This window comes from Longimicrobium sp., assembly GCA_036377595.1.
Classification (GTDB): domain Bacteria; phylum Gemmatimonadota; class Gemmatimonadetes; order Longimicrobiales; family Longimicrobiaceae; genus Longimicrobium.
In genome coordinates this window covers 15,797-42,417 of record DASUYB010000006.1, presented here as the reverse complement: position 1 = coordinate 42,417, position 26,621 = coordinate 15,797, and the positions used below count along the sequence as shown (strand labels likewise).

General features: G+C 70.2%; 25 protein-coding genes. 11 read left to right on the top strand and 14 right to left on the bottom strand.

Annotated elements, in window-relative coordinates; genetic code table 11:
* The first annotated feature begins 207 nt into the window (after window positions 1-207).
* Window positions 208-681, top strand: a complete 474-nt coding sequence (locus tag VF092_00965) for a DUF4440 domain-containing protein (GenBank protein ID HEX6745854.1) — start codon at window positions 208-210, stop codon at window positions 679-681.
* Between the two features lie 16 nt (window positions 682-697).
* Here the strand turns inward: VF092_00965 and VF092_00960 are convergent, their stop codons facing one another.
* A complete protein-coding gene (locus VF092_00960; protein ID HEX6745853.1) occupies window positions 698-1,558 on the bottom strand; it encodes an MBL fold metallo-hydrolase in 861 nt (286 codons plus the stop codon).
* Window positions 1,559-1,804: 246 nt separating this feature from the next.
* On the opposite strand from VF092_00960, the gene VF092_00955 reads away from it, so the two are divergent.
* Window positions 1,805-2,179 carry a hypothetical protein gene (locus tag VF092_00955; GenBank protein ID HEX6745852.1) on the top strand — a complete coding sequence of 125 codons (375 nt, stop codon included), beginning with the start codon at window positions 1,805-1,807 and terminating at the stop codon, window positions 2,177-2,179.
* 162 nt (window positions 2,180-2,341) lie between these two features.
* Here VF092_00955 and VF092_00950 read toward each other — a convergent pair whose 3' ends face one another.
* The 8 genes from VF092_00950 to VF092_00915 all read right to left on the bottom strand — a co-directional run bounded on the left by VF092_00950 (window position 2,342) and on the right by VF092_00915 (window position 10,075).
* Window positions 2,342-4,285, bottom strand: coding sequence for a pyridoxal-dependent decarboxylase (locus tag VF092_00950; protein ID HEX6745851.1), 1,944 nt, complete (start codon window positions 4,283-4,285; stop codon window positions 2,342-2,344).
* A 242-nt stretch (window positions 4,286-4,527) separates the two neighbouring features.
* The gene (locus VF092_00945) at window positions 4,528-4,917 is read right to left on the bottom strand and encodes a hypothetical protein (protein HEX6745850.1); all 390 of its coding nucleotides are present in this window, start codon (window positions 4,915-4,917) and stop codon (window positions 4,528-4,530) included.
* Window positions 4,918-5,031: 114 nt separating this feature from the next.
* Window positions 5,032-5,796 carry an endonuclease/exonuclease/phosphatase family protein gene (locus VF092_00940; protein ID HEX6745849.1) on the bottom strand — a complete coding sequence of 255 codons (765 nt, stop codon included), beginning with the start codon at window positions 5,794-5,796 and terminating at the stop codon, window positions 5,032-5,034.
* 86 nt (window positions 5,797-5,882) lie between these two features.
* Entirely contained in the window at window positions 5,883-7,148 is a 1,266-nt protein-coding gene (locus VF092_00935) for a hypothetical protein (GenBank protein HEX6745848.1), read from the bottom strand.
* Window positions 7,149-7,376: 228 nt separating this feature from the next.
* Window positions 7,377-8,045, bottom strand: a complete 669-nt coding sequence (locus tag VF092_00930; GenBank protein ID HEX6745847.1) for a PHP domain-containing protein — start codon at window positions 8,043-8,045, stop codon at window positions 7,377-7,379.
* Window positions 8,038-8,652 (bottom strand): dephospho-CoA kinase, encoded by a 615-nt coding sequence (coaE, locus tag VF092_00925; protein ID HEX6745846.1) that lies wholly within the window; start codon window positions 8,650-8,652, stop codon window positions 8,038-8,040. Before coaE ends, VF092_00930 begins: the two co-directional genes overlap by 8 nt.
* A 60-nt stretch (window positions 8,653-8,712) precedes the next feature.
* Window positions 8,713-9,117, bottom strand: a complete 405-nt coding sequence (locus VF092_00920) for a type II secretion system protein GspG (protein HEX6745845.1) — start codon at window positions 9,115-9,117, stop codon at window positions 8,713-8,715.
* A gap of 19 nt (window positions 9,118-9,136) precedes the next feature.
* Entirely contained in the window at window positions 9,137-10,075 is a 939-nt protein-coding gene (locus VF092_00915; GenBank protein HEX6745844.1) for an MBL fold metallo-hydrolase, read from the bottom strand.
* Between the two features lie 264 nt (window positions 10,076-10,339).
* Here VF092_00915 and VF092_00910 point away from each other — a divergent pair, with 264 nt between their 5' ends.
* The 5 genes from VF092_00910 to VF092_00890 all read left to right on the top strand — a co-directional run bounded on the left by VF092_00910 (window position 10,340) and on the right by VF092_00890 (window position 16,888).
* Complete coding sequence (locus tag VF092_00910) at window positions 10,340-10,810, top strand: DinB family protein (GenBank protein ID HEX6745843.1); 471 nt, start codon at window positions 10,340-10,342, stop codon at window positions 10,808-10,810.
* Window positions 10,807-11,739 carry a CPBP family intramembrane glutamic endopeptidase gene (locus VF092_00905; protein ID HEX6745842.1) on the top strand — a complete coding sequence of 311 codons (933 nt, stop codon included), beginning with the start codon at window positions 10,807-10,809 and terminating at the stop codon, window positions 11,737-11,739. Before VF092_00910 ends, VF092_00905 begins: the two co-directional genes overlap by 4 nt.
* A gap of 655 nt (window positions 11,740-12,394) precedes the next feature.
* Window positions 12,395-13,513 (top strand): hypothetical protein, encoded by a 1,119-nt coding sequence (locus VF092_00900; protein ID HEX6745841.1) that lies wholly within the window; start codon window positions 12,395-12,397, stop codon window positions 13,511-13,513.
* 183 nt (window positions 13,514-13,696) lie between these two features.
* Entirely contained in the window at window positions 13,697-15,829 is a 2,133-nt protein-coding gene (locus VF092_00895) for a dehydrogenase E1 component subunit alpha/beta (protein ID HEX6745840.1), read from the top strand.
* A gap of 279 nt (window positions 15,830-16,108) precedes the next feature.
* Complete coding sequence (locus VF092_00890) at window positions 16,109-16,888, top strand: hypothetical protein (GenBank protein ID HEX6745839.1); 780 nt, start codon at window positions 16,109-16,111, stop codon at window positions 16,886-16,888.
* Window positions 16,889-16,979: 91 nt separating this feature from the next.
* Here the strand turns inward: VF092_00890 and VF092_00885 are convergent, their stop codons facing one another.
* The gene (locus tag VF092_00885; GenBank protein ID HEX6745838.1) at window positions 16,980-18,254 is read right to left on the bottom strand and encodes a M12 family metallo-peptidase; all 1,275 of its coding nucleotides are present in this window, start codon (window positions 18,252-18,254) and stop codon (window positions 16,980-16,982) included.
* 399 nt (window positions 18,255-18,653) lie between these two features.
* On the opposite strand from VF092_00885, the gene VF092_00880 reads away from it, so the two are divergent.
* The 3 genes from VF092_00880 to VF092_00870 are packed head-to-tail and all read left to right on the top strand — an operon-like array spanning window position 18,654 to window position 20,400.
* A complete protein-coding gene (locus VF092_00880) occupies window positions 18,654-19,280 on the top strand; it encodes a hypothetical protein (protein ID HEX6745837.1) in 627 nt (208 codons plus the stop codon).
* Window positions 19,281-19,316: 36 nt separating this feature from the next.
* Complete coding sequence (locus VF092_00875) at window positions 19,317-19,937, top strand: outer membrane beta-barrel protein (GenBank protein HEX6745836.1); 621 nt, start codon at window positions 19,317-19,319, stop codon at window positions 19,935-19,937.
* Window positions 19,938-19,944: 7 nt separating this feature from the next.
* On the top strand, window positions 19,945-20,400 hold the full coding sequence (locus VF092_00870; protein HEX6745835.1) for a hypothetical protein: 456 nt from the start codon (window positions 19,945-19,947) through the stop codon (window positions 20,398-20,400).
* A gap of 74 nt (window positions 20,401-20,474) precedes the next feature.
* On the opposite strand, the gene VF092_00865 is transcribed toward VF092_00870, so the two are convergent.
* The 3 genes from VF092_00865 to malQ all read right to left on the bottom strand — a co-directional run bounded on the left by VF092_00865 (window position 20,475) and on the right by malQ (window position 23,424).
* Entirely contained in the window at window positions 20,475-20,708 is a 234-nt protein-coding gene (locus VF092_00865) for a hypothetical protein (protein HEX6745834.1), read from the bottom strand.
* Between the two features lie 486 nt (window positions 20,709-21,194).
* Window positions 21,195-21,926, bottom strand: a complete 732-nt coding sequence (locus VF092_00860; protein ID HEX6745833.1) for an SDR family oxidoreductase — start codon at window positions 21,924-21,926, stop codon at window positions 21,195-21,197.
* Window positions 21,907-23,424 carry a 4-alpha-glucanotransferase gene (gene malQ / locus VF092_00855; GenBank protein HEX6745832.1) on the bottom strand — a complete coding sequence of 506 codons (1,518 nt, stop codon included), beginning with the start codon at window positions 23,422-23,424 and terminating at the stop codon, window positions 21,907-21,909. Before malQ ends, VF092_00860 begins: the two co-directional genes overlap by 20 nt.
* Window positions 23,425-23,977: 553 nt before the next feature.
* On the opposite strand from malQ, the gene VF092_00850 reads away from it, so the two are divergent.
* Window positions 23,978-25,714: an ATP-binding protein gene (locus VF092_00850; protein ID HEX6745831.1), complete on the top strand. Its 1,737-nt coding sequence runs from the start codon at window positions 23,978-23,980 to the stop codon at window positions 25,712-25,714.
* Between the two features lie 253 nt (window positions 25,715-25,967).
* On the opposite strand, the gene VF092_00845 is transcribed toward VF092_00850, so the two are convergent.
* A complete protein-coding gene (locus VF092_00845; GenBank protein ID HEX6745830.1) occupies window positions 25,968-26,354 on the bottom strand; it encodes a hypothetical protein in 387 nt (128 codons plus the stop codon).
* Between the last annotated feature and the right edge of the window lie 267 nt (window positions 26,355-26,621).

Genomic DNA, 26,621 nt, shown 5'->3' with positions numbered 1-26,621 from the left:
GAGGGAACGGAGGTAACGGAGGAACTAAACGCGATCGCAGTTCCTCCGTTACCTCCGTTTCCTCCGTGTGAGATTCTCTGGTTCAGGAAAATCAGGATCCAGACTGAATCCTCGAAACGGGCACGGCCGATCTGGCGTGTGCAGGATGGGCGCGTGAGTTTGTGTGGGATCTCGCCGTTCCGCCACGCCCACCCCGGAGACGAACCGATGCGCCGTCTGCCGCGCAGATTCGCACCGCTGGTCCTGCTCGCGCTCGGGGCCTGCGCCGTCCACGTGCGCACACCGGCAACGGAGCGCGCCGCGGCGGCGGCGCTGGTGTCCGAGACGGAGGCGTTCATGCGGGAGTACGCCGCGGACCTGGCCCAGGGCCGCCGAGACGCCATCATCGCCCGCTACGATCCGCGCGGCGTGTATTTCGTGGGAAACGGGCGAAAGAAGCTGCTCCCCACGGATTCCATCATCGCCATCTACCGCGGCCGCTGGCAGCCGCCGGCGAGCTTCGCCTGGCGCGACCTTTCGTACGAGGCCGCCGGTCCGGACGCGGTCGTGGTGACCGGGCTCTTCGACTGGGGACTTCCCGACCGCACCATCCAGATGTCCTACACCGGCCTCCTGCTGCGCCGCGACGGCCGGTGGATGATCCGCCTGGAAGACGAGTCCGTCGCGCCGCAGCGACCGTAGGCGACCGGGCATCCGCTCACGAATCGCTCCCGATCGCGCGGGCATCGGCCGGAGCATCGGCCGGAGCATCGGCCCGCGCGCAGCCCTCGAGGTGGGCGATGTAGCGCTCGGCGGAGCGGCGCACCGCCTCCTTGCCGTCGCCGCGGATCACCATCCCCCACCACGCGGCGTGGACATCGGCGAAGGGGTACGGCTCCAGCACGTCCGCGATGTGGCGCACCTCGGCGGCGGAGAGCGGGACGAGGTTCGGGAACGAGTACATGAAGCTCACGTGCCGGAAATCCGGCCGCACGTTGAGCGTGTCGCCCGTCAGCAGCGCGCCGTCGCCCCGTGCCACGTGCAGGACGCACGCGCCGGGGAAGTGGCCGCCGCAGCGCACCAGCGTCAGCCCGTCGCCCAGCGCCTTCGTCTCCCCCTCCCAGAATTCGATCGACGGATCGGAGCGCATCACCCACTCGCGGTCGTCGGCGTGGAGGAGGACGGGGCAGCCGAACGCGCGCGCCCACTCGACCATCGACGTGTAGTAGTGCGGGTGGGAGATGGCGACGGCGCGCAGGCCGCCGATGCCGCGGATCATCTCCACCAGCGCGTCGTCGAGCAGCGAGATGCAGTCCCACAGCACGTTGCCGCCCGGCGCGCGGACCAGGATGGCGCGCTGCTCGATGCCGAACGCCGGCTCCATCCCGATCCCCATCAGCCCCTCGCCCTCCATGCGCACGGTGTTGCGGTGCGTGCGGCGGAGGCGCGCCAGCGTGGTCCACTGCTGCCCCTGCGGGTTCACGTACTGCCGCTCGTCGGTGCAGATCTCGCAGCGCGCCGGTGGCGTCTCCGACGCGGCGTGCTGCGTCCCGCACGTCGTGCAGATCCAGTGCTCCATCCCCCGTCTCCCGATTCGAGATCGCCATCCCCACCACTGCGGGGGACGATAAGCGGACGGGGGATGCCGCGCACCTGTCCGTTCGTCTCCCCTGTTCCCTGTCCCCCGTGCCCTGTCCCCTGATGTTTTGGCCCGGAAGATGAAGGACCCGGACGCGCCTTACGGACCGAGGCGGGAGCGGCTATCTTGGTGGCCCCAGGCCCGGGGCGGCCTGCGCACGTGGACTACAAGCCGGGAGAGGACGGGATGACGGATCACGACCATGCGCACGATCACGGCGAGAGCGAGGAAGTCGACGGGGTGGTGTTCGGCTTCCGGCTGTTCGAGGAGGGCGGGCAGATGTACCTGGCCGAGGCGGAGATCTTCCCCGGCGAGGACGAGCCTTCGGCGCTCGGCGTGACGCTGGTGTTCCAGCCGCTGAGCGGGCTCGACCTCACCTCGCCGCCCGAGGAGGACGAGGAAGACGACGAGCCCGCCGCCTTCGACTTCGACGACGAGCTGACGCGCGACCCGAAGGCCCCCGTCGCCGAGCAGATCGCCGACATCGTGCGCCAGCTCTCGAACCTGACGCCCGCCTCGCTGGCCGAGTACCTGCGCGCCGCCCGCGAGGACGAGTCGTAGGGGACAGGGGACAGAAGGAGCGGCGGCCGCACCCGTGCGTGGTGCGGCCGCCGTTTCTATTCCACCCATCCAAACAGAATTGCCTCACGCAGAGTTAGCAGGGTCAGCAGTAAACTGCAGTTCAACTGCTGACTCTGCTGACTCTGCGTGAGCCCATTCTTTTCAGAGAACCTGCTCCAGAACCCTGCGGAGGGCGCGCGCGAAGCCGGCCACGAAGTCCTCCCTCCCCCGCCCCGCCGCGAAGAACGGATCCATCACCGTGCAGCGGATCACCGCCACGCCGCCCGCGCGCTCGTAGTCGTCGAAGGTGAAGCCGAGCGCGCGCACGATGGGCTCCGCGGCGCGTCCGTATTCGTGCGCGCGCAGCACCGTCTTCGTCACCACGTACTCCAGGTCGCGCGCCGACCGCCCGGCCGCCACGCTCATGGCGCCGTAGACGCGGTCCGCCAGCGCGTTCGTCTCCTCCAGCGTGGCCAGCGACGGGTGGCCCACCGCGAAGCAGACGATGTTGAGGTCGGGCTCGGGGAGCGGCACCAGCCGGAACGGCGCCCAGTCGCCCGCGGAGATGCGGCGGTGCAGGAGGTGCGCGCCGCGCGCCGTCTCGCCCACCAGGCGGCCATATCCGCGCGCGTCCAGCGGCAGAACCTTGTGGCTCATCCACACCGCCGCGGCCGCCGCGCCGGGCTTGCTGCCCTCGAGGATGAAGCGGCCGATGTACGACGCCGCGTTCCCGCCCTCGTGGAACACGTACGGCGCCTCCACCGCCACCAGGTCGCGCACGCGCACGTCGCGGAAGCTGACCGCGCCCGCCGGGTAGGGCACGAACCCCAGCTTGTGCGGATCGATGGTGACCGAGTCGGTGCGCCCCAGCGCCGCCAGCGCGCGGTACACGCCCTCCTCGGGCCACGGCTCGGGCGCGTAGTCGGCCAGCGCCTGCTCGTAGCTGCGCCGCTCGCCGTCGGCGCCCAGCGTGATCGACGCCGCATAGCCGCCCCACGCCGCGTCGGCATGGAGATGGAACGCCACCCCGTGCCGCCGCGCCGCCTCGTCCCGCACCTCGGCCACGAGGTCGAGCCGGTCGACGGCGCTTTCCTCCGTGGTCCCGATCACCGAGATGCAGGCGATCACCGGCTGCCGACTCTCCGCCAGCGTCGCGAGCCCCGCCCGCAGCGCGTCGGGGTCCATGCGGAAGCGGCGGTCGACGGGCACGTGCACCAGCTGCGCCCCGCCGATCCCCAGGGCGCGGCAGATCTTCTCCCACGAGTAGTGCGCGGTCGACGGCACCAGCACCGCCGCGGCCGGCAGCGAGTCGCCGAACTGCGCGGCCAGGCGGCGGCCGAACTCCTGGTAGCCGAGCCCGGCAAGCGAGTGCCGCGTCACCGCCGCCGCGGCGGCGTTCGGGTCGCCCACGCGCTCGCGGAAGTGCTCGACCAGGTCCAGCGCGTCCGTCGGCGTGACGTTGAGCAGCTGCCAGAGGTCCATCGCGCGCAGGTCCGCGCCGCCGCCGGCGGGAAGGCGCACGCCCACGTCGGCGAGACTCAGCTCGTCCGCGGCCCAGCGCACCGCGACGGGGAGATACTTCACGTTCCGGGCGACCCAGAGCGCCTCGAAGTTGGCGACGGTGCCGCCGGAGGTGAGGTGGCCCCAGTGGCGCGGGGGATCGTAGCCGATCATCCGCGCCAGCTGGTCGGCCACCTCCAGCTCCATGCGCGTGGTCACCGGGCTGGCCTCGGCGGCCACGTTGTTGGGGTTGTACAGCAGGGTGGCGAAGTACCCGACGAGGCTGGCCATCGTCAGGTCGCTCGACATGTGCCCGATGTAGCGCGGGCTGAAGAAGGGCACGCCGGCCTTCAGCTCGCCCAGCAACCCCATCAGCTCCTGCGCCAGGGTGGTGATGGAGCGCTCGTAGGCCGGCGTGCGCTTGCGCGCCTCGGTGACCTCGAAGCCATCTTCGGGGTGGAAGTTGCGGCGCCAGAACACGTGGTCGCGCACGGCCTCCAGCAGCAGCCGCTCGAACACGTCGGCGTTCTCCGCCTTGGGCCCCAGAAACACCGACGCGAGGTCCACCGGGGCCTCGCGTCGTGAGGAAGTGCCGTAGTCCGTCATCGTCGTTCCATCTCAGCAGACTTCGGTGGATGTGGAGCGACGAAGGTAGCGCGCACCGCTTCCATCGGAAACCGCACGGCGTTCGCGGCGGACGACGGAGGAAAGGAAGGGGCGTACGCGGAGGAATGGAGAAGTGCCGGAGGAAGCGCAGAGCTTCGCCGCGCCGTCCGGTTCTTCTCCGCGTGTCCTGCGGCTGGCGACGAGACCGACCTCGCGCCGAGTCGGCTCCCGTTGCGGCCGGATCAGTTGTTGACGTAGATGGGGGTGCCGACCAGGATGGGATCGCGAACCCGGTCGTCCAGCTCCACCCGGCAGACGTAGCCGTTGGCCAGGCCCCAGCCATCCGGGTTCGCACCGTTGTGCAGCGCGAGGTAGGCCTGCATCGACTCGGCGTCGGCGCAGGTGAACGCCCCGTCCCGGCTCCGCAGACACATGCACTGCTGGTTGGGGACGGTCGACCTGCACGGCTGGTAGCGGTACGGGTTCAGGTCGGCGGCGTGCGTGGTCATGCACGTGCACCCCTGCTCGCACGTCTGCGGCACCACGCCGGGCGCGGGGGCGGGCATCCACCGCGAGGCACGTTGGAGCGAGGCCGGGGCAGCGCCGCCGTAGACGAGGCGGGGAAGCTTCATGGGTGGCTCCTCCCTGGATGAAGGCGAGTGGCGAACGCGACCGTGCGGCGCCTCTCTGGCGTCCTTGCATGCGAATTGCGCGCCGTGCGCAATCTAGCCCGCGCGCTTCCCCCATCAAGTGTTTCGTCGGCCCGGCCGCGGCGCCGGGGCGGAGACCGTCGGATCTTCTTCGGATTCGGCGCCGACGCGGTCCATCCCGCTTCCCCCGAGATCGATGATCACCGGCCGGTGGTCGCTGCGCCCCTCCCACGCCTCGTACGAGCCGACGCCGACGTCCGCGATGCGAGGCAGCCACGCGCGCGGGACGAAGCAGTAGTCGAGGTGATAGGCGAGGTCGCGCCGCCACATGTGGTAGTACGTGGCGCGCGACTCCTCGCCCGGCGCCTCGCGGTGGAACTCGTGGTATGCGCTCGCCAGCTCGTGCGCGTGCAGCCGCGCCTCGATGGTGGCGTACGTCCAGTCCCTGCGCTTGCCGTCGAAGACGGGGTTCGCGTTGAAGTCGCCCGTCACCACCGTGGGGCCGCTGGAGACGAGGTCCGACAGCGCGTCGATCCCGTGGCAGACCATGCGCGAGTAGCTGCTCCGGTCCGGCAGCGCCCATACGGCCACCAGGGTGAAATCCACCGGCCCGCTGACGCGGAACGGGACGATCCACTTCTTCGTCTCCGCCGCCACCGCGATCGGCTCGACGGACCAGCCGTCGCCCCCCATCACCGCCACGCCCTGCCGCGGGTTGTCGCCCACCCAGCGCAGGCGGTGCGACTCCTCGGCCGGCCGCGCGCACTCCTGCACCACGGCGATGTCCGGCGCCAGCGCGCGCAGGAGGTCGGTCTTCGCCGCGAACGGCCCGCGGCAGCAGTTCCAGGTAAGGATTCTCAACGGCGAGCAGGCCAGGTTTCGGATGGGTCTCCAGCGCGATCGACCAAGCTATCGAAAAACGAACCCTCGAACGACGGAGGAGCGGTTCACCGATACCGGAAGGTCCACTTTCCGGCTACTTCCCAGCGGCTGCCGTCGAAGCGGTTCAGCACCTTGTTGAAGTTCCTGAGCCCGACGAACTCGACCTCGTTGTCCTCGCACCACTTCCGGGCGAGCTTGACCCCCTGCCGCTCGATGATCCGCGTCATCCGCTCCATGTTGCCCCGATGGATCACTCTCTCGGAGCGCCCGAGCACCGACCCCGGCACCCGTTCGACGTGCGTGATCGTGGGCGTGGTGCCGGTCCGGCGGATCGTCTCCGGCTTCGCCTTCTCGATCGTGTCCACGAGCTCGGTGATGAGCTTCCCCTGCTCCTCCGAGCGCCGCCGGAGCCACGGCCAGCGGAGCCTGAGCCAGTCGGCGCCGCTCATCGGCGAGACCATCCTCCGCCGCGGGTTGATCCTGAAAAACATCCTCTCCCACCGCTGGCCCATTGCGCGCGTGGTGAGGGATGCGTGCACAGAAAAGGAGACGATCAGCACGCCCAGCACCACCTGAACCACCGCCAAACGGAAGACCGGGGCCTGGTATTTCAGGGCCACATCTCCCGTCTGCAAGTTCGTGATCACGAGCCAGCCATAGATCAGGGCGGGGAAGAAGAACACGATCCAGATCCTGTGAAAGAGCGCGCGGCGCCCCCACTGCGCCAGCGTGGGCGGAGAGCTCAGGACCTGGCCCATGGCCAGCGCATGGTACAGCAGGTTTGCCGGTGTGTCGCCCGGGTGCGGCGAGGCCTCAGGCGGGTGTTCGTCGCAAAGACGCCGGACCTTGTACAGTGCCAGATACAGGTTCTCGTGCTCGCGGTCCAGGCAGAGGACGAGCACCCACATGAGCAGCACGAGCGCACCTCCTCCGAGCACGCCCATGTCGTTGACATCGATGTAAACCCCGGGAATCGGCGACGAGGGCAGAAGCGCTCTGGACGCGAACTGCCGCACGTACTCTTCGTTGCGGATTTCGAGGAACCTGTCATGCACCGTTGCGGCCTGGGAGGAGGCGGGGGTGCGTCCGGGAGCCGGCGTCGCGGACTGCGCACGGGTGACCGCGGAATCGGGAAACCATTTGTCCATCCGCCGCCGGGGCCACCCCCATTCCTGGACGTTCCAGTTCGCGATTCCGATCAGGGCAGTCGCGATGACAACCACGTAGAGTGCCCATCGCGCGCGATCGGACGAGCGGCTGAACGCGTTGACGTACTGCTGCAGCTCATCGAGATCGGTGGGGCCGGCGCTGCGCCTGGTCGGGCTGAACATGATCGCCTCCATGCCTGTGGGTTGAGCCATGAGACGTGCTTGCGCCCATCTGAGGGCGGATGCGGAAAGGATAGGTGCTCACGCACGGGGAGGAGACTAGGTAGAAGTTCTCCGCGTCTCCGCGTGAGGCCTGTAATTTTCCAGGATTGGTACGACGTGATTCGATGTACATCTGCCCATACGACAGACGGATGGAATTTGCTGAAAGGACCTGAAAATGAAAGGGTGCTACTCCGGCACGATCTTCTTGCGCAGGGTAGCGTAGCTGGACCAGACGGTGACGCGGAAGGGCGAGGTGCCGCGCACCAGCGTGGCGCTGGCCAGCGCGCCCAGGAAGGAGTCGCGGGTGTGCTCGAAGGGCGGCACCTCGACGTAGGCGGTGCCGATCTCGCCCAGCGTGTGGGCGTCGCTGCCGGCGCCCAGCAGCTTGCCGTGCTCGTGCGCCCACGCCTCGCCCAGCGCGTTGATCCCGGGCTTGAAGGTGCGCGCGTTGTGCGCCTCCACCACGTCGACGAGATCCGCGATCCCGTCCAGCAGCTCGCCGCCGCCGCGCCGCCGCTTGTCGAAGGGGTGGGGGACGTAGACGACGCCGCCCTGCGCGCGGATCCGCTCGCAGGTCTCGCGCATCGGCGTGTACTTGGGGATCAGCTCGGTCAGGAAGATGCCGATCAGGTCCGGCCCCTCCCCCGTCCGCACCTCCTCGCCCACGATGATGCGGTCGGGCGCGAGGTCGCGGAGGCGGAAGGCGCCGTCGATGCGGTCGTGGTCGGTCACCACCAGCCGGTCGATGCCGGCGGCGTCCATGGCCCGCAGGATGCCTTCGTAGGGGTTCAGCGAGTCCTTCGATGCGCGGGTGTGGCAGTGCATCTCCACCCGCAGGCGGCGCGGCTCAGCCACGCGCCCGCTCCGCCGCGCGCAGCTGCAGCTCCAGCCACACGTCGCGCGCGCGGCGCTCCACCTCGCCCAGCGAGCCGGTGTTCTCGACCACGTAGTCGGCGCGCGCGCGCTTCAGCTCGGCCGGCATCTGCGCGGCGATCATCCGGCGCGCCTCCTCGGGGTCCAGCCCGCGATCGCCGACCAGGCGGACGAGGCGGACCTCCTCGGGCGCGTCCACCAGCACGACGACGTCGAACTCGTCCACCAGCCCCACTTCGAACAGCAGGGGGATGTCGGCCACGATCACGCGCTCGCCCCTCGCCTCGGCCTCGGCGTACAGCTCGCCGCGCAGCGCGGCCACGGCCGGGTGCACGATCTGCTCCAGCCGCTCGCGCGCGCCGGGGTCGGCGAACACGATGCGGCGCAGCGCCGCGCGGTCCAGCCCCCCGCCCGGCTCCACCACCTCGCTCCACTCCGCGGCGATGGCGGCGAACGCCGGCGTCCCCGGGTCCACCGCGCGCCGCGCCAGCTCGTCGGCGTCGATGATGGTGCCGCCCAGCGAGCGCCACACGTTGGCCACGGTGCTCTTCCCCGCGGCGATGTTGCCGGTAAGCCCCACCTTCAGCATGCGTCCCCCGCCCTCCCTCTCACGGTTCGAGATCTCATTCTCCGCGTCCGATCCGTCTCCTCAGAAGCGCCGTCCGCCCTCGGGTGCGTGGGTGATGGCGTCGGGGTTGGAGAGGATGTCGTCGGCCGTTCCCGCCTGCCGGTCCTTCCCCGCCGAGCCCACCTGGAACGAGGTGCCGCTGAACACGATGTAGTACGGCATGCCCCAGGGGTCCTCCGACGCGTTCTGCTGCATGTCCTCGCGGTCCACGAAGGCCGCGAACCCGGCGCCGGCGGGCACCGGGTGGCCGATGGCGTCGGCACGCTTGACCAGGTCGCGGATCTCGTTGACGCGGGTCTTGGCGCTCCATTCGTACAGCGGGTTCAGTGCCGGCTGCACCTTCGGCCACACGCGCTCGCGCAGCGAAGGCACCAGCACGACCGCGGCCACGCAGAGCAGCAGCAGCAGGAAGATCTTCTGTACCATGGGCCCCTTCGTTGGTGTGTCACCCCGCCGGCGCGCGGCGGAAGCGGTCCGCCCCCTCCGCGCCGTCCTCGCGCGCCACCCGCCGCATCGCCGCGAGACGGTCCAGGTGCGCGCGCGTCTCGCGCAGCGCCAGCATCCGCGTTCCCGCGCCCATCTCGCGCCCCGGCCAGCGCCGGTCCACGATCTCCCAAACGCTCGCCGGCTCGCCGGAGACGAGGGACGCGACCGTCTCCGTCTCGCCCTCGGCGGCGGCGATAAGCTCGCGGAGGCGGGCGCCGTCGTCCGCCACGGGGTCGCCGTGGCCGGGGAGGACGATGCGCGGCCGGAGCGCCTCCAGCCGTCCCAGCGCCGCGACGTAATCGCCCACCGGGTCCGCGCGCTGGCGGTTCACCCCCAGGGTGGGGGTGATGCGCGGAAGCACCGCGTCGCCCGCGATCACCAAGCCGTCGGCGGGGCGATGCAGGGAGACGTGCCCCGCGGTGTGCCCCGGCGTCCACGCGTATCTCCACCCGTCCGCGCCGGGGACGTCGCCCTCGTCGCCGTCCAGCGTCGCGTCGACCGTCACCGGCGGCGCGAGGGACTGGGCGCTCGCGCGGCCGCTCTCCACCGCGTCGATCCACTCCGCGGACGCGCCGCAGCGGCGGAACAGGTCGCGGCGGTATTCCGCCTCTTCCTCGGGATGCGCGGCCGCGTGCTCCATCCGCTCCGCGTCCAGCCTTCCCATCAGCACCGGCGCGCCGGTCGTTGCGCGGACGCGGGCGGCCAAGCCGACGTGGTCCATGTGCATGTGCGTCACCACGTGCACCGCGACGGCGTCCCATCCCCCGGCGATGGAGGCGACGCCGGCCTCGAGCGCGGCCCACGCGTCGTCCGTCCCCAGTCCCCCGTCCACCAGCATCCATCTCCCCTCGCCCAGGTCCGCGAGGTACGCGTGCACCTCGGGCGGGCGGCCGGGCATGGGCGTGGTGACGCGCCATACGCCGCGCGCAACCTCCGCGGCGGCCGGGGCGCGGGGGGACGGCGCGGCTTCGGTTGCGGTGGGATCGGACGAAATATGGACCCGCCTTGCAGGGGGACACAAGAAAAATCGCCGGGAGGCCGCCGGGACATCTCCCGCCGAGCCTTCGCGATGCGTGGGAAACATTACGGAAGCGGCGCGGGGATGGTAAGATGTCCGCCGCTCCGGCCGCATCTCCGAACCCAATCCCCGTGAGGCGATTCCGTGGAATCCGCGCTCCTGCAGGCGATGCTTGCCTTCGAGACCCGCGCCGCCCAGGCCAATCTCAACGGACTGACGCACGACGACGCGCTGGCGCAGCCGCCCGGCGGCGGGAACTGCGTGAACTGGATGCTCGGCCACATCGTCACGCACCGCAACCACATGCTGCGGCTGATGGGACGCGGGCCGGTGTGGGGCGCGGAGCTCGACGCGCGCTACGACCGCGGCAGCGCGCCGGTGACGGACGGGGACGGCGCCGTGCCGCTGGACCAGCTGCTGGAGGCGATGGAGCGGGCGCGCGCGGCGCTGTCGGACGGGTTCGCGGAGATGACGCCGGAGCGGCTGGCGGAGGAGACCGGGCGCGGCGGCCCGCTCGGCCAGCGGCTGGCGCTGATGCTGGGCCACGAGCTGTACCACGTCGGGCAGATCAGCATCCTCCGCCGCCTGCTCGGCCACCCGGGCGCCATCAAGTGACGACGTCGATCGACGCGCGCCGAGAGGGGGACGGACGGCCGATCCTGGCGCTGATCGGCTTCCTCGTTTTCGTCTTCATCGGCGGCGCGCTGCTGGCGCCGTGGCTGTACCATGCGCTGCAGGCCGTCGCGCCGGGAACGGGGCTCGCGCGCACGCTCTTCGCGCGCGTGGTGAACCGCGCGCTGCTGCTGGCGGCGCTCGCCGGCATCCCCTTCTACGTCCGCGCGTCGGGGATCCGGCGCTGGGCGGACGTGGGGCTCGACCCGCGCAACATCCGCTGGAGACGGGTCGCGGTCGGCTTCGCGCTGGGATTCTTCTCCCTCGCCGCCGTGTGCGCGGTGGCGATCGCGGGCGGTGGGCGGGCGCTGAACCTCGCGCGCACGCCGGGGCAGCTGGCCGCGCAGTTCGCCGGCGCGCTGGCCACGGCGCTGGTGGTGGCGGTCATGGAGGAGCTGCTCTTCCGCGGCGCCATCTTCGGCGGGCTGCGCCGGGCGATGCCGTGGGGCGCCGCGCTGGTGGCCAGCAGCTTGATCTACGCCGTCGTGCACTTCATGGCGCGCCCCGCCAATCCGCCGGTGATCGACTGGCTCTCCGGCCTGCGCGTGCTCCCCTCGATGCTGGCGGGGATGGCGCAGCCGGGCGGCCTCGTCCCCGCGCTGCTGAACCTGACGCTGGCGGGCGTGGTCCTGGGCCTCGCCTACCACTTCACCGGCGACATCCTGACCTCCATCGGCATCCACGCCGGCTGGATCTTCTGGCTCAAGTTCTACGGCTTCCTCACCAAGGGCGTCCCCGGCGTGGACCCGGTGTTCTGGGGGACGAGGAAGCTGGTGGACGGCTGGCTGGCGTTCGTGGCGCTGGCGGTGGTGTTGTCCATCGTGGTGGCGGCCTCCCGGCGCCGCGGTGCAGCACGAGCCTCCGACCCCTGAGGCGAGCGACCAGATCGCCCTCCTGCGGCGGAAACGTCTTTATTGCGGTGCTGCCGCTGCGCGACGATCTTTCACTACTTCTATGGCCGGCAGTTCATCTTCCCCCTTCATGGAGACCCGTCATGGCCCGGTTCAACATGCACCTCCCCCACCACCTATGCGGCTTCCCTCGATCGCGCCCGGCTGCCTTCACACGCCCGGCTGCCAGGCGATGGTTTGCGGGCGCGCTGGTCTCGATCACCGTCATGTGCACACCCGGCTGCGGGGAGCACCTGGTGAATAGCGCCGCCAGCTACGGCTTCGTTCGAGGTATCGGGGTGGCCGCGAACTCCCGTTACGTGGTCGTCTGGGGAGATAAGCCCGCACCAGATCCATCGGGTACCCTGTGCAACGGCTTTAGCTGTATGCTCTACACCCGGCCCTTCGACCAAGCGGGAGATCCCGTGGCCGGACAGATTCTCGTTTCACCGAGCACGAACGGCCTTTACAGCGACATTGAGACAGCGGTAAACGACGACGGCACCTTCGTGGTTGTGTATGATCGGTACATCTACAATGCGAGCGCATCCCATCTCATATCAGCCACCAGCTCTTCTTCCAGCGATATTCGGCCGCGGGCCTCTCGGTCGGCTCGCCGCAGCAGTTCGATTACGGCGTGGACCCGAAGATCGCCGCGATGCCCAATGGTGATTTCCTCATCGTCTACCGCGCGTACACCTCGTTCCAATCTCCCATACCGGTGGTCTACGTCCAGAAGTTCAACTCGGCAGGTGCCCAGCTTCTCCCGCGAATCACCGTCGATCCATCGGGAGGGCGCGACCCGATGATCGCCGTTCTCTGCACCGGCGAATTCATCGTGAGCTACCGCCGCGGAGACCCAACCGTTCAGACGACGGAGTACGTTCGGCGGTACCAGGCAAACGGGGTCCCTAAGGGGTCCACCATCACCGTAGGCACCAATGTCGGTCAGCTGGGGGGCGAGGCGCTGATCTACAAGCCCACCGGCTTCTTCGCGGTGCTGACCTCGCAGAAGAGCCTTTCCGGTGGCGTGGACTACTACTTCAGGCACTACGACAACAACGGGAATCCCGTCGGCCCACCCCAGTTCGTCCTGAACAATTCGGGCTCAAAAACGATCTATCAGGTGTCCTCCAATCGGTGTGGACAGTATGCCCTCGTTTACACCCAGTCTGCCACCGGGCCGATCATGGTCCGGGAGTATGCCTACGACGATGTTGCCTTCCCCGACTACCAGGTGAGTTCGAGTACAGGTTTATCCAACGAGAACCCTTGGATCGGGCTCTCATCGGGGCTCGCCATCACCGCGTGGACCCGCTACAAGCCGTCGGGCAAGGACCAACTCTACGCGAGAAGGCTGCTCACCGGCGCGTTCATCACCGGCACGCCGCCGGTGACGGTATGCCCGGGCGGCTCGCAGAGCGCGGTGATCGGCCGGCCGGGCATCCCGGGCTACACCTATGCCTGGTCGCCGACGACGCACCTGAGCAATCCGAACGTCGCGCAACCGACAGTGACGCATCCCGGGGGTACGATTTCGTCTTCCACCACTTACACCGTTACCATCGGCTCGCCCTGTTGCCAGCGGACCGAGTCCGTGGTGGTGAATTTCAAGCCGCAATGCTCCGGCGCCGAACAGGCCCAGCGGACACGCATCGGCCTGGGCGAGCCAGCATCCTGCACCGGTCAGCCGGCTGTCGCGCTCGTACGCGCGACTCCGGCGCAGGCGTCGGCCTTCCTGTCGGGAAGCTGGTAGACTCCAGCGCACAGCCACGTTCCACTCCTTTCCCGACCCGGTGCGGGGTGTCCACAGGCTGGATCTCCCGCACTGGCCCCGGACCTGCACGCGGGGTATGTTGGTACCATTCTCGACCCGGACACAGTGAAAGACCGCGCCGAATTTGGCCGGTCTCTGAACGAATTCAGCATCGGCAGACACATGGCGACGACGACCCGCAGGAAGCCCACGGCGGAGCCGGCCACCACCCTGGACCGCGACACCCTGCTCGGCTTCTACCGCACCATGCTCCTGGCGCGGCGGCTGGACGACAAGGAGATCCAGCTCAAGCAGCAGAACAAGATCTTCTTCCAGATCTCCGGCGCCGGCCACGAGGGTGTGCAGGTGGCCGCGGCCGCGCACGCGAAGCCCGGCCACGACTGGTTCTACTTCTACTACCGCGACCGCGCCTTCTGCCTGGCCGTGGGGATGACGGCGCTCGAGCAGCTGCTGCAGGCCGTGGGCGCCGAGGCCGACGTCGGCAGCGGCGGGCGGCAGATGCCCAGCCACTGGGGCCACCCGGCGCTGAACATCGTCAGCACCTCGAGCCCCACGGGCACGCAGTTCCTGCAGGCCGTGGGCACCGCCGAGGCCGGCATCCGCGCGAAGCGGGTCGGCGACCCGCTGGTGGAGATCACCCACGCGGGTGACGACGAGATCGTGTGGGTGACCACCGGCGACGGCACGACCAGCGAGGGCGAGTTCTGGGAGAGCCTGAACTCGGCGTGCAACCTCAAGCTCCCCGTCCTCTACATCGTGGAGGACAACGAGTACGCCATCTCCGTTCCCGTGGAGGTCAACACCGCGGGGGGCAGCATCAGCAAGCTGGTGACCGGCTTCCCCAACCTGTTCATCCAGACCTGCGACGGCACCGACGTGGTCGACAGCTACGAGGTGATCGGCCGCGCGGTGGAGCACTGCCGCCAGCGCAGGGGGCCGGCCCTCGTCCATGCGAAGGTCATCCGCCCGTACAGCCACTCGCTGAGCGACGACGAGAAGTTCTACAAGACCGACGCGATGCGCACCGAGGAGCAGAAGCGCGACCCGATCGTGCGCTGCTCCGCGCTCCTCCAGCAGCTGGGCTACGCGACCGAGGACGATCTCAAGCAGATCGAGGCCGAGGTCGTGGCCGAGATCCAGCGCGCCACCGACGAGGCGCTGGCATCGCCGCAGCCCGACCCGTCGACGGCCATGCGCTACCTCTTCTCGCCCGACGTGGACCCCACGGCCGAGCAGTTCGACACCGAGGACGACCCGCGCTTCAGCGGGAACGAGACCACGATGGTCGACCTGATCAACGCCACGCTGCGCGACGAGATGCGGCGCGACCCGCGCATCGTGGTCTTCGGCGAGGACGTGGCCGACTGCAGCCGCGAGGAGATCCTGGAGGAGGTGAAGGGGAAGGGCGGCGTGTTCAAGGTGACCGCCGGCCTGCAGCGCGAGTTCGGCGGCACGCGGGTGTTCAACTCGCCGCTCGCCGAGGCCAACATCGTGGGGCGCGCGGTGGGGATGGCGGTGCGGGGGCTCAAGCCCGTGGTCGAGATCCAGTTCTTCGACTACATCTGGCCGGCGATGATGCAGATCCGCGACGAGCTGGCCACCATGCGCTACCGCTCGAACAACACCTACGCCAGCCCGGTGGTCATCCGCGTGACCTACGGCGGCTACCTGAAGGGCGGCGCCATCTACCACTCGCAGACCGGCGAGTCGATCTTCGCGCACTGCCCCGGGCTCCGCGTCGTCCTCCCCGCCACGGCGATGGACGCGGCCGGGCTGCTGCGCACGGCCATCCGCTGCGAGGACCCGGTGCTCTTCCTGGAGCACAAGCACCTCTACCGCCAGGTCTACAACAAGGGCGTGTATCCGGGCCCCAACTTCATGATCCCCTTCGGCAAGGCGCGCACGGTGCGCCCGGGGACCGACGTCACCGTGGTGGCCTGCGGCGCGCTGGTGCAGCGCTCCGTCGTGGCCGCGAAGATGGCCGAGGAGCAGCTGGGGATCAGCACCGAGGTGATCGACCTGCGCACGCTCAGCCCGTTCGACATGGACTCGATCGCCGAGAGCGTGAAGCGCACCAACCGCGTGATCGTGGCGCACGAGGACTCGCTCAGCTGGGGGATCGGGAGCGAGATCGTGGCGCGCATCGCCGACGAGCTCTTCCCCTGGCTCGACGCGCCGGTGAAGCGCGTGGCCTCGCTCGACACGTGGGTGGCCTACGCGCCGCAGGTGGAGCGCGCCATCCTCCCCGAGCCCGAGGACGTCCTCAAGGCCATCGAGCAGGTGAAGGCGTTCTGACCGCCCGGTCCTGATCGCCCGAAAAGACGAGATCGGCCTCGCCCGGATGCATCCGGGCGGGGCCGATCTCATTCGACCGGATGACATCCTGCCCCGCCGCGGCTGGCCCCCTCCCCCAGCCCCTCCACCGCTCCGCAGGAGCGGAGCGGTGGAGGGGAGAATTTATCGCGGGACCGGCCGCTCCGGTTCGGACAAACGTTTTCTTGTCCGCCCCCGCATGCAGCATAGACTGGATATCGTGCCCTTTGCACAGCCACACCCTTCCATGGGGAGCGTCTTATGGCAAGCACGATTGCGCACGCTGCGAGCAAATTGCGAGAGCCGCTGCCGGCCCAGGTGCTGCATTTCCTGACACTGCGGCGGGCGATTGGATTCATCGGCATCGCGCTGCCGTTCGTCCTCGTGGCAGGCGAGAACCTGCGCGATGCGCTGGCCCTGCACGCCACGCCGGCACGCCGGGAGCTGATCGAGCTCTCGATCAGCGCCTACTTCCACACGGGGATGCGCGATGTGTTCGTCGGCAGCCTGTTCGCGGTCGGCATATTCCTGATCTGCTACAACGGCTACCAGCGCATCGACAACCTGCTCGCGAACCTGGCGGGATTCGCCGCGCTCCTCGTCGCCCTGTTCCCGACTTGGGAGGCGTCGCGCGAGGCCACCGACACCGGCATTCCCGCTCCCGATTCCGTGACCCTCTTCTCGGGGCCGAACGCACCCGACCCCACTCTGGTCGGCTACATCCACTTCGGCGCGGCGACGATGTTCTTCGTGATCCTGGCGGTGATGTCGATCTTCCTCTTCACGAAGTCCGAGCCGCACCCCACGCCCGAGAAGAAGCAGCGCAACCGCGTCTACGTGGCCTGCGGGGTCATCATCGTTCTCTGCCTCGTCCTGATCGCGGCCGGCAAGCTCTTCCTGGGCGACGACGTCGAGCGGGCGACGAGCTTCGTGTTCTGGGGCGAGGCGGTGGCGATCGTTGCGTTCGGCGTGTCGTGGCTGGTGAAGGGCGAGGCCATCCTCAAGGACGCTCTGCCGCAGCGGGCGCCGCAGCCCGCGTGACGTCGCGTCGCCGCGGTCGAAGCGCAAAAGAGAGGGCGGGGCCGCCGCGGCGGCCCCGCCCTTCTCCCATTCCATCTCCCTGCCCCGAAGCTTACCGGAAGGCCGCCACGGTGGGCGCCGTGAGGTTCAGCACGCGGGCGTTGTCCTCGTAGGTGGCAGTGCCCATCACCTGGCCCGTGGAGGGGTAGGTCTTGAGCGGGTTGCTCCACCACTGGATGCGCGTGCAGTTGGCGCAGTTGTTCCCGTAGGCCATGATCGTCCGCCAGTTCTTGGTCGACGGGATGAAGCCGTGGCCGTACTGGTACGGGGTGAGCGTGCCGTCCACGAAGCGGTCGTGCCGGGCGCCCTGCAGGTGCCCCAGCTCGTGGGCGAACGAGTAGTAGCCGGTGATGCAGCTCTGGTCCGCAACCGCGAAGGCCGAGGTGGCGGTGGCGTTGATGGCCGCGGCCTGGCCGCACGCCTCGGTGTCGTTCACCACCAGCATCACCAGGTCGGCCGCGTAGGTGTTCCGCAGCGAGTGCACGTTGTCCATGTAGCCATCGGTGGTGCCCATCAGGCGGCTCACGTGCTGCGAGAAGGTCCCGTTCTCGGTGTAGGTGACCTGGCCGGTGTACACGCGGTTGAAGTTGATGCTGATCCCGCTGTTCGCGTACGACTGGTTGGTCTCGTCCACCGCCAGCTGGATCTTGCTGGTGATGTTGCCGGCCCGCGTCGCCGCCGAGGCGGTGTAGACCACCATCACGTTGATGGTGCTGAGCGCGGCCGCGCTGACGGCGTCGGAGCGCGACGCCTGGATCGCGCCGACGGCGCGGTCGAGCGTGTTGCTGATCAGCGCGCCGCTGGGGTTGTCGGGGGTGTGCTCCGAGGGGAAGCCGGCCTGGTCGATCTTCGTCACCGCGTGCAGCCCGTTGCCCACCGGCTCGATGGCGTACTTCGTCTCGCCGATGGTCACGGTGGCGGTCAGCTCGCCGTTCATCAGCACGGCCTGCACCCACCCGTGGCCGCCACGGATCGGGCCGGACCACGAGATGTCGTTGGCGGAGCGCTGAACCGCGTTCTGCCCGTCGGCCACCACCTGCAGCCCCGGCGCCAGGCCCAGGCGGACCACGCTCCCCAGCCGCAGCATGGAGGCGGGAGCCGCGGCGATGCGCGCCAGGTGCACCTCGGCGGAGGTCGGCCGCACCTGCACGGCGCCCAGCCGGCCCGACTGCGCGCGGTCGAGGCTGGGCGTGGGGACGAGGGTGAGCAGGTCCTGCTGGCCGGCGGCGCTCATGTCGCCCGGGGCTGCGGGGGTGATGTCGTCGGCGCCGCGGCAGGCGGCGGCGCCGAGGGATGCGAGCAGGACCAGCGCGAGCCTTGCTTTCATCTGCGTACTCCGGAATGTGGGTGGGGTGAGAGAGCGGGTCCGTGCATGGCACGCCCCGGGCCGGAGCGCTCCACGGCCCGGAACTCGTTGAAACCATTTGTTTTTGGAGATTTTCTGTCGACAAACTGATGGTTTCCGGGCGATGCAAGGCGGGGCGGCGCGCACCAACCTGAGGCGTTTGCTTTGCTGCCTTGCGGGAGATCGTGAAAAGACGACGAACGTGATTGCCCGTTACAATCGCATGTTTATCTGACGCAATCCGGTCGGCGTTGGGAATCTCCTCCGCGACCCGGCACCGTGAGTCACGTCCGTTCCCGCTCGCGCGTTCTTACGGTCGGCCCGCCGGACGGCCGGGCCCCACCCCAAGTCTCCCGTCTCCCTCCTTCGAGCGATACCCACATGCGCATCACCCACGTACGATCCGCGATTCTCCTGACGGCAGCCGCGCTCGCCGCGGCCATTCCTTCGCAGGGGCGCGCGCAGGCCGCCGGGCCGCGCGGGTTCTTCGTGGGCGTGGGCGCGGGGCTGGGGAGGACGGCCGAGCCGGGGAACGACGCGTCGCACATCAGCCCGGCGCTGCACCTGCGCGCGGGGTGGGCGTTCACGCCGTCGCTCAGCCTGGTGGTGGAGGCCGGCGCCAACGCCATCGGCAGCCTGAAGGTGGTGGACCAGTCCATCCCCGACATCGGGCCGCCGGTTCCGGCGCCGCGCGCGATCAAGCTGCAGACCGAGTGGGTGATGGCCTCGCTGCAGGTGGGCGACCCGGCTACCTTCTACGTGCGCCCCGGCGTCGGCGTGGCGCGGCATGCATACGACAAACTGACGCCGGTCGGCAACGACCAGATGGTCGCCGGCACCGGCTTCGAGACCGGGCTGGCGGCGGGCGTGGCCGCGGGGCGGCAGGTGCGCCTGATCCCCGGCTTCCCGCTGAACGTGGAGGGGATCGCCGTGTGGACGCAGGGCGAGGACAGCACCCGCCCGCGCTGGTCCACGGGGCTGCAGGTCGTGCACGACTTCCACTTCTGAGGCGGCGATGGGAACCTTCCGCAGGGATTTTTCGAGATGACGCGTTCGATCCTCTTCCGCGCGGCCGCCGTGGCGCTGGCCGCCGCCGCGATCTCCGCCGCGGGCGCGCGGGCGCAGGCCGGGCCGTTCGTGGGCGTGGGCGTAGGGATGGGCTCCATCAACGACCCCGACGCCGGCAACCACCGCGTGAGCCCGGTGCTGCACGGGCGCGTGGGGTGGGGCTTCTCCCGCTCGCTGGCGGCGGTGCTGGAGGTGGGCGTGCACGGCCTGGGCGACGAGCAGCCGCGCACCTCCGACATCTCCGTGATCAACGATTTCGGCGCCACCCAGGTCAACCGCCGCCCGGAGGTGATCAACACCGTGTCGCTGCTGGCCTCGGTGCAGGTGGGCGACCCGGAGCAGGTGTACGTCCGCCCGGGGATCGGCCTGGGTCGCCACGCCTTCCCCATCTACCTGGTCGGCGCCTCCAGCGTGGAGCGCGCGGACATCAGCCACGAGGCGGGCCTGGCGGCGGGGGTGGCGCTCGGGCGGGTGGTCCGCGTCGCGCGGGGCTTTCCCGTGGCGGTCGAGGCGGTCACGCTCTGGAGCCACGGCGAGGACAGCGCCGGCTCGCGCTGGGGCGCGGGAGTGCAGGTGGTTCCCCTGCTCCACTTCTGATCCGGCGATGAGACTCGCATCCACCCTGCGCGCCGCCGCGGCCGCCGTATCGCTCGCCCTGCTCGCCGCGTGCGGAGATTCGACCGGGAGCACCGCGCTGGCGGTGGACCTCGGCCTCCGCGCCATCGACCCCTTCGAGCCGCCGGCCTTCACCGCCACGAGCAACGCCGCGGGCACCATCGTGATCGAGGGATTCTTCGGCATCGGCGGGTGCGACGAGCCGCGCGCCACCGCGCACCGCCAGGGAGACCGGGTGGTGTTCGAGCTGGAGCTGCGGGACAACGTGCGGACCGGGTGCAACGACCTGGCGGTGCTGCTGGGCTACGCCGCGCTCGTGCGCGACGTGCCGCCGGGCACCTACCATCTCCGCGTGCACCACGTGAACACGCTGGAGGGTTCGCACGATCCCAGCATTCTGCGCCCCGACGGCGTGCGGCTGGAGACGGACGTCACCGTGCATTGACGATTCTCCGCGCACGACGAAGCCCCCGCCCGGATCGCCGGGCGGGGGCTTCGCGTTGGGGAGATGGAGGGTGACTACGACGACTGCCTGCCGCGCCGCAGCACGGGCCAGTCGGCGAACGCGAACACGTAGATCGCGATGAATCCCACGATGGGGATGAAAAGGAGGAGCGACAGCGCGCCCGAGTACCCCGCCTTGCTCACGATCTTCCACGCCGGGATCAGCACGATCACGATCGACAGCACCATCATCACCAGCGCGCCCAGCATTCCCAGCGACGTCAACGCCTGTACCTGTTCGGGATCCATCCGCCACCTCCGCTCTGGGTGTACGGTCCTGCAGGAGACGGACGGATTTATGAGGCGGGACGCGCGCGGGAGCAAGAAAAATCTGATCAGATCAACAGAGGCATGTCATTCCGAGCGCCGCCGCCCGACGGATGCCGCGCTCCACTCCGAATGCCTGCGGCGGTCGAGGAATCTCTGGCTGGCGTCCAGGCCGAAACGGGGCATTCGCGCGGACGCTGGCCAAAGATTCTCGGGCTGCAGGCATTCGAGCGGCCGCGGTTCCGGTCTGGCCGCCCTCGGAATGACAGATTTGGCGGGCGGACGGGCTGACAAATACTCCCTGACGGGCGGCTGAAGCCGCGGCGCCTCGGCTACACAACTACGAAAAGCCTCGCAAACCGCGCGAGGCTTCATTCGCATCTGATTCGCAGCCTGCGAAGCAGGCTTCCCAATGTTCCAGCCGCGGGTTCACCCGCCCGTCACGATGCCCGTCTCCACCGACCTGCGTCAGCTGCGGCCATAGACGGGGACGGCGGCGCCGTTGACGGGGGCGGATTCGGGGGAGGCGAGGAAGAGGATCACGCGCGCGATCTCCTCCGGCTGCGTCCACTTCGAGGCATCCGCATCCGGCATGGCGCGGCGGTTGGCGGGAGTGTCGATGGTGCCGGGGAGGACGCAGTTCGCGCGGATCCCCTTCTCCCGATACTCCTCGGCGATGGTCTCGGCCAGCACGATCAGCCCCGCCTTGCTGACCGCGTAGGCGCCGTTCCCCGCGCGCTGCTCGCGCGCCGCGCGGCTGGAGACGAACACGATCGACCCGCCGCCGCCCTCCAGCATCCGCGGGATCGCCGCGTTCGCCAGCAGGAAGCCGCTGGTGAGGTTCACCGCCATCATCCCCTCCCACACGCCCAGCGCGGTGTCGCCCACTTTCGGGCCGCCGTGCCACGCGCCCATCACGTGCGCCACCGCGTCCAATCTCCCACCCCACTGCACCGTCTGGCGGATGGCGGAGTCGGCGCCGCGCTCCGTCGTCAGATCGAGGAGGCAGGTGGAGATGCGTGACGCGTGCGCCGCCTTCAGCTCGTCGAGCGCGTTCTTCGCGTCGGTGTGATGCATCGCCACGGTGACGCGCCACCCCGCCTCGAGGAACGCGCGGGTGACGGCGCGGCCCAGGTTCCCCGCCCCGCCGGAGACGAACGCGACGGGGCCGCCGCCCGCCTCAGCGCCGCTCTTCGCCATGCAGCCTCCCGGTGCGCGCGGTGATGTCCCTCAGGCGCGCGGCCAGCTCGCGCGTCAGCGCCCCCTCGCGGAAGCGCCAGCGCCAGTCGCCGCTGACCGAACCCGGCGTGTTCATCCGCGCCTCGCTCCCCAGTCCCAGCACGTCCTGCAGGGGGACGACGGCCAGGTCGGCGTTCGACGCCAGCACGGTCTCGATCATCCGCCACCCCACCTCGCCCGCATCTCCATCCCCCGCCAGCTCGGCCAGCGCCGCCCGCTCGCCGCGCGAGGCCTCGTCGCGCCACCAGCCGAGCGCGGTGTTGTTGTCGTGCGTTCCCGTGTACGCCACCGCCTCGCGCGGATAGTTCTCCGGGAGATGGGGATTCCCGGGATCGCCGCCGCCGAACGCGAACTGGAGGACGCGCATCCCCGGGAAGCCCAGCTCGTCGCGCAGCGCCTCGACCGCGGGGGTGATGATCCCCAGGTCCTCGGCGATCAGCGGGAGCGGGCCGAGCTCCCTCTCCACCGCCTCGAACAGCCGGGTCCCCGGGCCGGGAAGCCATCTCCCGTTCAGCGCCGTCTTCTCCGCGGCCGGCACCTCCCAGTAGCTCTCGAAGCCGCGGAAGTGGTCGATCCGCGCCACGTCCACCATCTCCAGCGTGCGCCGGAAGCGCGCGGTCCACCACGCGTAGCCGTCGCGCTCCAGCACCTCCCAGCGGTAGAGGGGATTGCCCCAGCGCTGCCCCGTCTCGCTGAAGTAGTCGGGCGGCACGCCGCTGACCACCGTCGGCCGCCCGTCCCCGTCCAGCTCGAAGATCTCCGGGTGCGCCCACACGTCGGCGCTGTCGTGGGCCACGAAGATGGGCACGTCGCCGACGACGAAGATGCCGCGGCCGTTGGCGTAGCGCCGCAGCTCGCCCCACTGCCGGTCGAACAGGAACTGCGCCAGCGCGTGCCGCTCCACCTCGTGCGCCAGCCGGTCGCGCGCGCCGGCGATGGCGTCCGGGTCGCGCCGGCGGAGCGGTTCGGGCCAGCGCGTCCACGGCGCGCCATGCTCGTCGCGCAGCGCGCGGAAGAGCGTCCAGTCGTCCAGCCACTCGCGGTGCCGCTCCACGTACTCCGCGAACCCCGCGCGCAGGCCGGGCGACGCGGCGGCGCCGAACGCGGCGTGGGCGCGGCGCAGCAGCCCGTCCTTCCACCGCCCCGCCCCCGCGAAGTCCGCCGAGTCGGGGTCGAGCGCCGGCGCGCGCGCCTCGTCCTCGTCGAGCAGCGCGTCCTCCACCAGCAGGTCGGGGGAAAGGAGGAGGACGTTCCCCGCGAACGCCGACAGCCCGTTGTATGGCGATCCCCCGTCCCCCACGGCCACGAGGGGGAGGAGCTGCCAGAGCGTCTGCCCGGCCAGCGCCAGCCAGTCGGCGAAGCGGTACGCCTGCGCGCCCAGGTCGCCGCCGCCGTCGCCGGGGAGCGAGGTGGGATGCAGCAGCACGCCGCTGCGGCGCTCGCCCGTGACCTTCACCATCCCCCCGCGCTCCGGGCACGGAAGGCGAGGGAGATGGGGTTCCCGGCGGATGACGCCATCGAGCCGATGGAGGTCCGCACGGGACGGCCGGCGCCGCGGCGCGCCCTCTCCCTGGCGCTGCGCACCTGTCCCTCCCCCAGAACCGACCGGGGGAGGGACGGGCTCGCTTCGCTCGTGACGCGCGAACGCGGCTTGTGGATCATGGCGATGGACGAATCCGGAGCTGGCGGACGGCGGTGTCGCGGCGAGCCCGTCGAAGGCACGCCGCGGGAGCGGACGGGGCGCCTCCCGGCTGCAGAATCCGCGCCCGATCCGGGGGTGGAGGCGACGCGATCCCCCATCCATCCGACGGGCGATGGCGAGCGGCGGAGCATCGTACCGGCGCGCCGCCCGCGCGTCCAGCCCCGTGCCGTGGCGCGGAGGGCGGATCGTTGTCCAAATGAAAGATCGGTGCCATCTCGCTGGCCGTGCAAGCTGGCATGCAGCTTGTACTTGAGGGGCGCGCGCGGGGCGCCCGCGCGCGGACGGACTTCATGCGGGAACGCGAACGACCATGGACGGCGGCTCGGCACAGGGGATGGCGAACGGAAACGGCGGCCCGGCGCGGCTCTCCGACGAGGAGGAGAACGTGCGGCAGCGGACGCGCGAGGCCAAGGAGGCCCAGTACCACCTGCTGGTGGAGCGCGTCCACGACTACGCCATCTTCCTGATGGATCCCGACGGGGTCATCACCCACTGGGGCGAGGGCGCGCAGCGGATCAAGGAGTTCACGCCGGACGAGGTGGTGGGACGCCACCTGAGCTTCCTCTATCCCCCCAACGGCGCGGAAGACGGCACGGCCGAGGAGCACCTGGCAACCGCCGCCGAGACGGGCGAGTACATCGGCGAGGGAATGCGGCGGGCGAAGATCCGCGGCACCTTCCCCGCCCGGGTGGTGCTGACCGCGCTGCGGCGCGACGGCGAGCTGGTGGGGTTCAGCAAGGTCACGCAGGACCTGAGCGAGCGCAACGCGGTGGAAGAGCGGCTGCGGCAGGCGCTGCGCGCGGCCGAGTCGGCCAACGCGGAGAAGAGCCGCTTCCTGGCGACGATGTCGCACGAGATCCGCACCCCCATCAACGCCATCCTGGGCTACGCCGACCTGCTGGACCTGGAGGTGCAGGGCCCGCTGACCGAGGGGCAGCGCGGCTACCTGGACCGGGTGCGCGCCAGCGGCCGCCACCTGCTGGCGCTGATCGAGGACGTGCTGGACTTCGCGCGCGTCGAGGCGGGGCGGATGGCCGTGGCCGCGGGGAGCGGGAACGCCGCCGAGGCGGCCGAGGCGGCGGCGGGGCTGCTGCGCCCGCAGGCCGAGGCGCGGCGGATCCGGCTCGAGGTGGAGTGCGATCCCGAAGCCACGTACTGGGGCGACGAGATGCGGGTGCACCAGATCCTGGTGAACCTGCTGGGGAACGCCATCAAGTTCACCGACCCCGGCGGCACCGTACGCGTCACCTGCGGCTGCGGCGAGCCCGACCCCGAGGCGGAGCTGCGCGGCCCCGGCCCGTGGACCTGCGTGCGCGTGGACGACACGGGGATCGGCATCCCCGCCGACCGGCTGGCGGCGGTGTTCGAGCCCTTCATCCAGGTCGACAACGCGCTGACCCGCGCGCACCAGGGCACCGGGCTGGGGCTGGCCATCTCCCGCCGCCTGGCGCGGCTGATGGGCGGCGACCTGACGGTGCGCAGCCGCGCGGGCACGGGCTCCACCTTCACCCTCTGGCTTCCGCGGACGCAGCCGCAGCCCGACGCGGCCGGCGCGCCGCAGCCGCGGCCCGGGGGATCGCTCACGCAGATCGGGCAGCACCTGGCCTCCGCGGCGCCGCTGATCCTGCGCGGCTACGGCGAGCGGCTGCGCGTGGACGCGGGCACCCCCAGCGCGCGCGGGCACACGCGCAGCGAGATCGAGGACCACCTGGTGACGCTGGTGACCGACCTCTCCTCGGTGCTGGTGGTGCTGGAGGAAGACGGAGAGGATTCGCGGGGGATCGCGAAGGACGCCGACGACGTGCAGCGGCTGCTGGCCATCCGCCACGGCCGCCAGCGCCACCGGCTGGGGTGGGGGGAGATGGAGGTGCGGCGCGAGTACGAGGTGCTGGGCGAGGAGGTGGAGACCGCGCTGAACGCCGCGCGCGAGCTGGCCGGCAGCCGCGCGGTGGACGATGCGCTCCCCGTCGTGCGCCGCCTGCTGAACCGCGCGGCCACCCTCTCCCTCGGCGCCTTCCGCGAGGCGGCGGAGCAGGCGACGTCCTGAGCCGCGGCCTGCGCGACGGGCAGCTGAAGCCGCGGCTGGAACATCGGGAAGCCTGCTTCGCAGGCTGCGGGGCCGATCGCCGCGCTACTCCCGCGGCTCGGGGAGCGAGCCGGCGAAGCGGCGGAGCGCCTCCAGGCGCCCGCAAGCGGGGGCGGGGGTTCGAACTCTGAACGACGCGCGAGTGCCGAGGAGGAGCGAGACCAGATGATGAGTGCCGGTTGCGCAAGACGGCGCGCACCGGGCTAACCCGGCTTTACTGCCGATATTTATTCCGGAAGGTGCTGGTCACGGAATCAGGGATGAAAAGCCGCGCCGGATTATCCACAGTCGTCGACGACTCCACCACGGTGTCTGTCGGCGCGACAATCGCCGGCACCACCACGTCCACCGCCATCGTGTCTGTCGGCTCATCGCGCGCAAAGCTGGCACCGATCTGCGCGGGAGCCGGCGTCACGGCGGTGTCGGTGGAATCCTGAAAGGCCGGCACCTCTGGATTGTACCCACCGGTGGCCGGCTGCGCTCCTGAACCATCCAGACCGAAGTAGCGCCGCACTTCTGGTACCGTAACGGAGACGATGATGCCTGCGATGGTGATCAGAAGCCCGCTGAGCGTAACGATGCGGTCCGTGCGCTGAGACATTGTGGCCTTCGCAATTGATTGTCCCCAAAGCAACCCTGCAAGCGGAAGATGCCCCGCGTCCTTGAACGTGTCAACGATCCTTTAAGGCGGCGGGCGCGCAGCGAGCGCATGGCCTCGACCAGGGTGCGCGCATTGTCGATTCAGGGAGGGGGGATGAGGCGCCGACGACGGCAGTCCGCGCCCCCGCCCTCCCACCTGCTCGTGAAGCCTCGCGCAGTTTGCGAGGCTTTCCAACTTTCCAGCCGCGGCTTCAGCCGCCCGTCCCGA

Bases quoted from the DNA above. Each gene is read 5' to 3' on its own strand.
- VF092_00895 (HEX6745840.1), top strand. From the start codon at position 13,697: ATGGCGACGACGACCCGCAGGAAGCCCACGGCGGAGCCGGCCACCACC.
- VF092_00845 (HEX6745830.1), bottom strand. From the start codon at position 26,354: ATGTCTCAGCGCACGGACCGCATCGTTACGCTCAGCGGGCTTCTGATC.
- VF092_00915 (HEX6745844.1), bottom strand. From the start codon at position 10,075: ATGCCCGGCCGCCCGCCCGAGGTGCACGCGTACCTCGCGGACCTGGGC.
- malQ (HEX6745832.1), bottom strand. From the start codon at position 23,424: ATGGTGAAGGTCACGGGCGAGCGCCGCAGCGGCGTGCTGCTGCATCCC.
- VF092_00860 (HEX6745833.1), bottom strand. From the start codon at position 21,926: ATGGCGAAGAGCGGCGCTGAGGCGGGCGGCGGCCCCGTCGCGTTCGTC.
- VF092_00885 (HEX6745838.1), bottom strand. From the start codon at position 18,254: ATGAAAGCAAGGCTCGCGCTGGTCCTGCTCGCATCCCTCGGCGCCGCC.
- VF092_00965 (HEX6745854.1), top strand. From the start codon at position 208: ATGCGCCGTCTGCCGCGCAGATTCGCACCGCTGGTCCTGCTCGCGCTC.
- VF092_00955 (HEX6745852.1), top strand. From the start codon at position 1,805: ATGACGGATCACGACCATGCGCACGATCACGGCGAGAGCGAGGAAGTC.
- VF092_00950 (HEX6745851.1), bottom strand. From the start codon at position 4,285: ATGACGGACTACGGCACTTCCTCACGACGCGAGGCCCCGGTGGACCTC.
- VF092_00945 (HEX6745850.1), bottom strand. From the start codon at position 4,917: ATGAAGCTTCCCCGCCTCGTCTACGGCGGCGCTGCCCCGGCCTCGCTC.
- VF092_00870 (HEX6745835.1), top strand. From the start codon at position 19,945: ATGAGACTCGCATCCACCCTGCGCGCCGCCGCGGCCGCCGTATCGCTC.
- VF092_00880 (HEX6745837.1), top strand. From the start codon at position 18,654: ATGCGCATCACCCACGTACGATCCGCGATTCTCCTGACGGCAGCCGCG.
- VF092_00935 (HEX6745848.1), bottom strand. From the start codon at position 7,148: ATGTTCAGCCCGACCAGGCGCAGCGCCGGCCCCACCGATCTCGATGAG.
- VF092_00920 (HEX6745845.1), bottom strand. From the start codon at position 9,117: ATGGTACAGAAGATCTTCCTGCTGCTGCTGCTCTGCGTGGCCGCGGTC.
- VF092_00875 (HEX6745836.1), top strand. From the start codon at position 19,317: ATGACGCGTTCGATCCTCTTCCGCGCGGCCGCCGTGGCGCTGGCCGCC.
- coaE (HEX6745846.1), bottom strand. From the start codon at position 8,652: ATGCTGAAGGTGGGGCTTACCGGCAACATCGCCGCGGGGAAGAGCACC.
- VF092_00865 (HEX6745834.1), bottom strand. From the start codon at position 20,708: ATGGATCCCGAACAGGTACAGGCGTTGACGTCGCTGGGAATGCTGGGC.
- VF092_00960 (HEX6745853.1), bottom strand. From the start codon at position 1,558: ATGGAGCACTGGATCTGCACGACGTGCGGGACGCAGCACGCCGCGTCG.
- VF092_00850 (HEX6745831.1), top strand. From the start codon at position 23,978: ATGGACGGCGGCTCGGCACAGGGGATGGCGAACGGAAACGGCGGCCCG.
- VF092_00890 (HEX6745839.1), top strand. From the start codon at position 16,109: ATGGCAAGCACGATTGCGCACGCTGCGAGCAAATTGCGAGAGCCGCTG.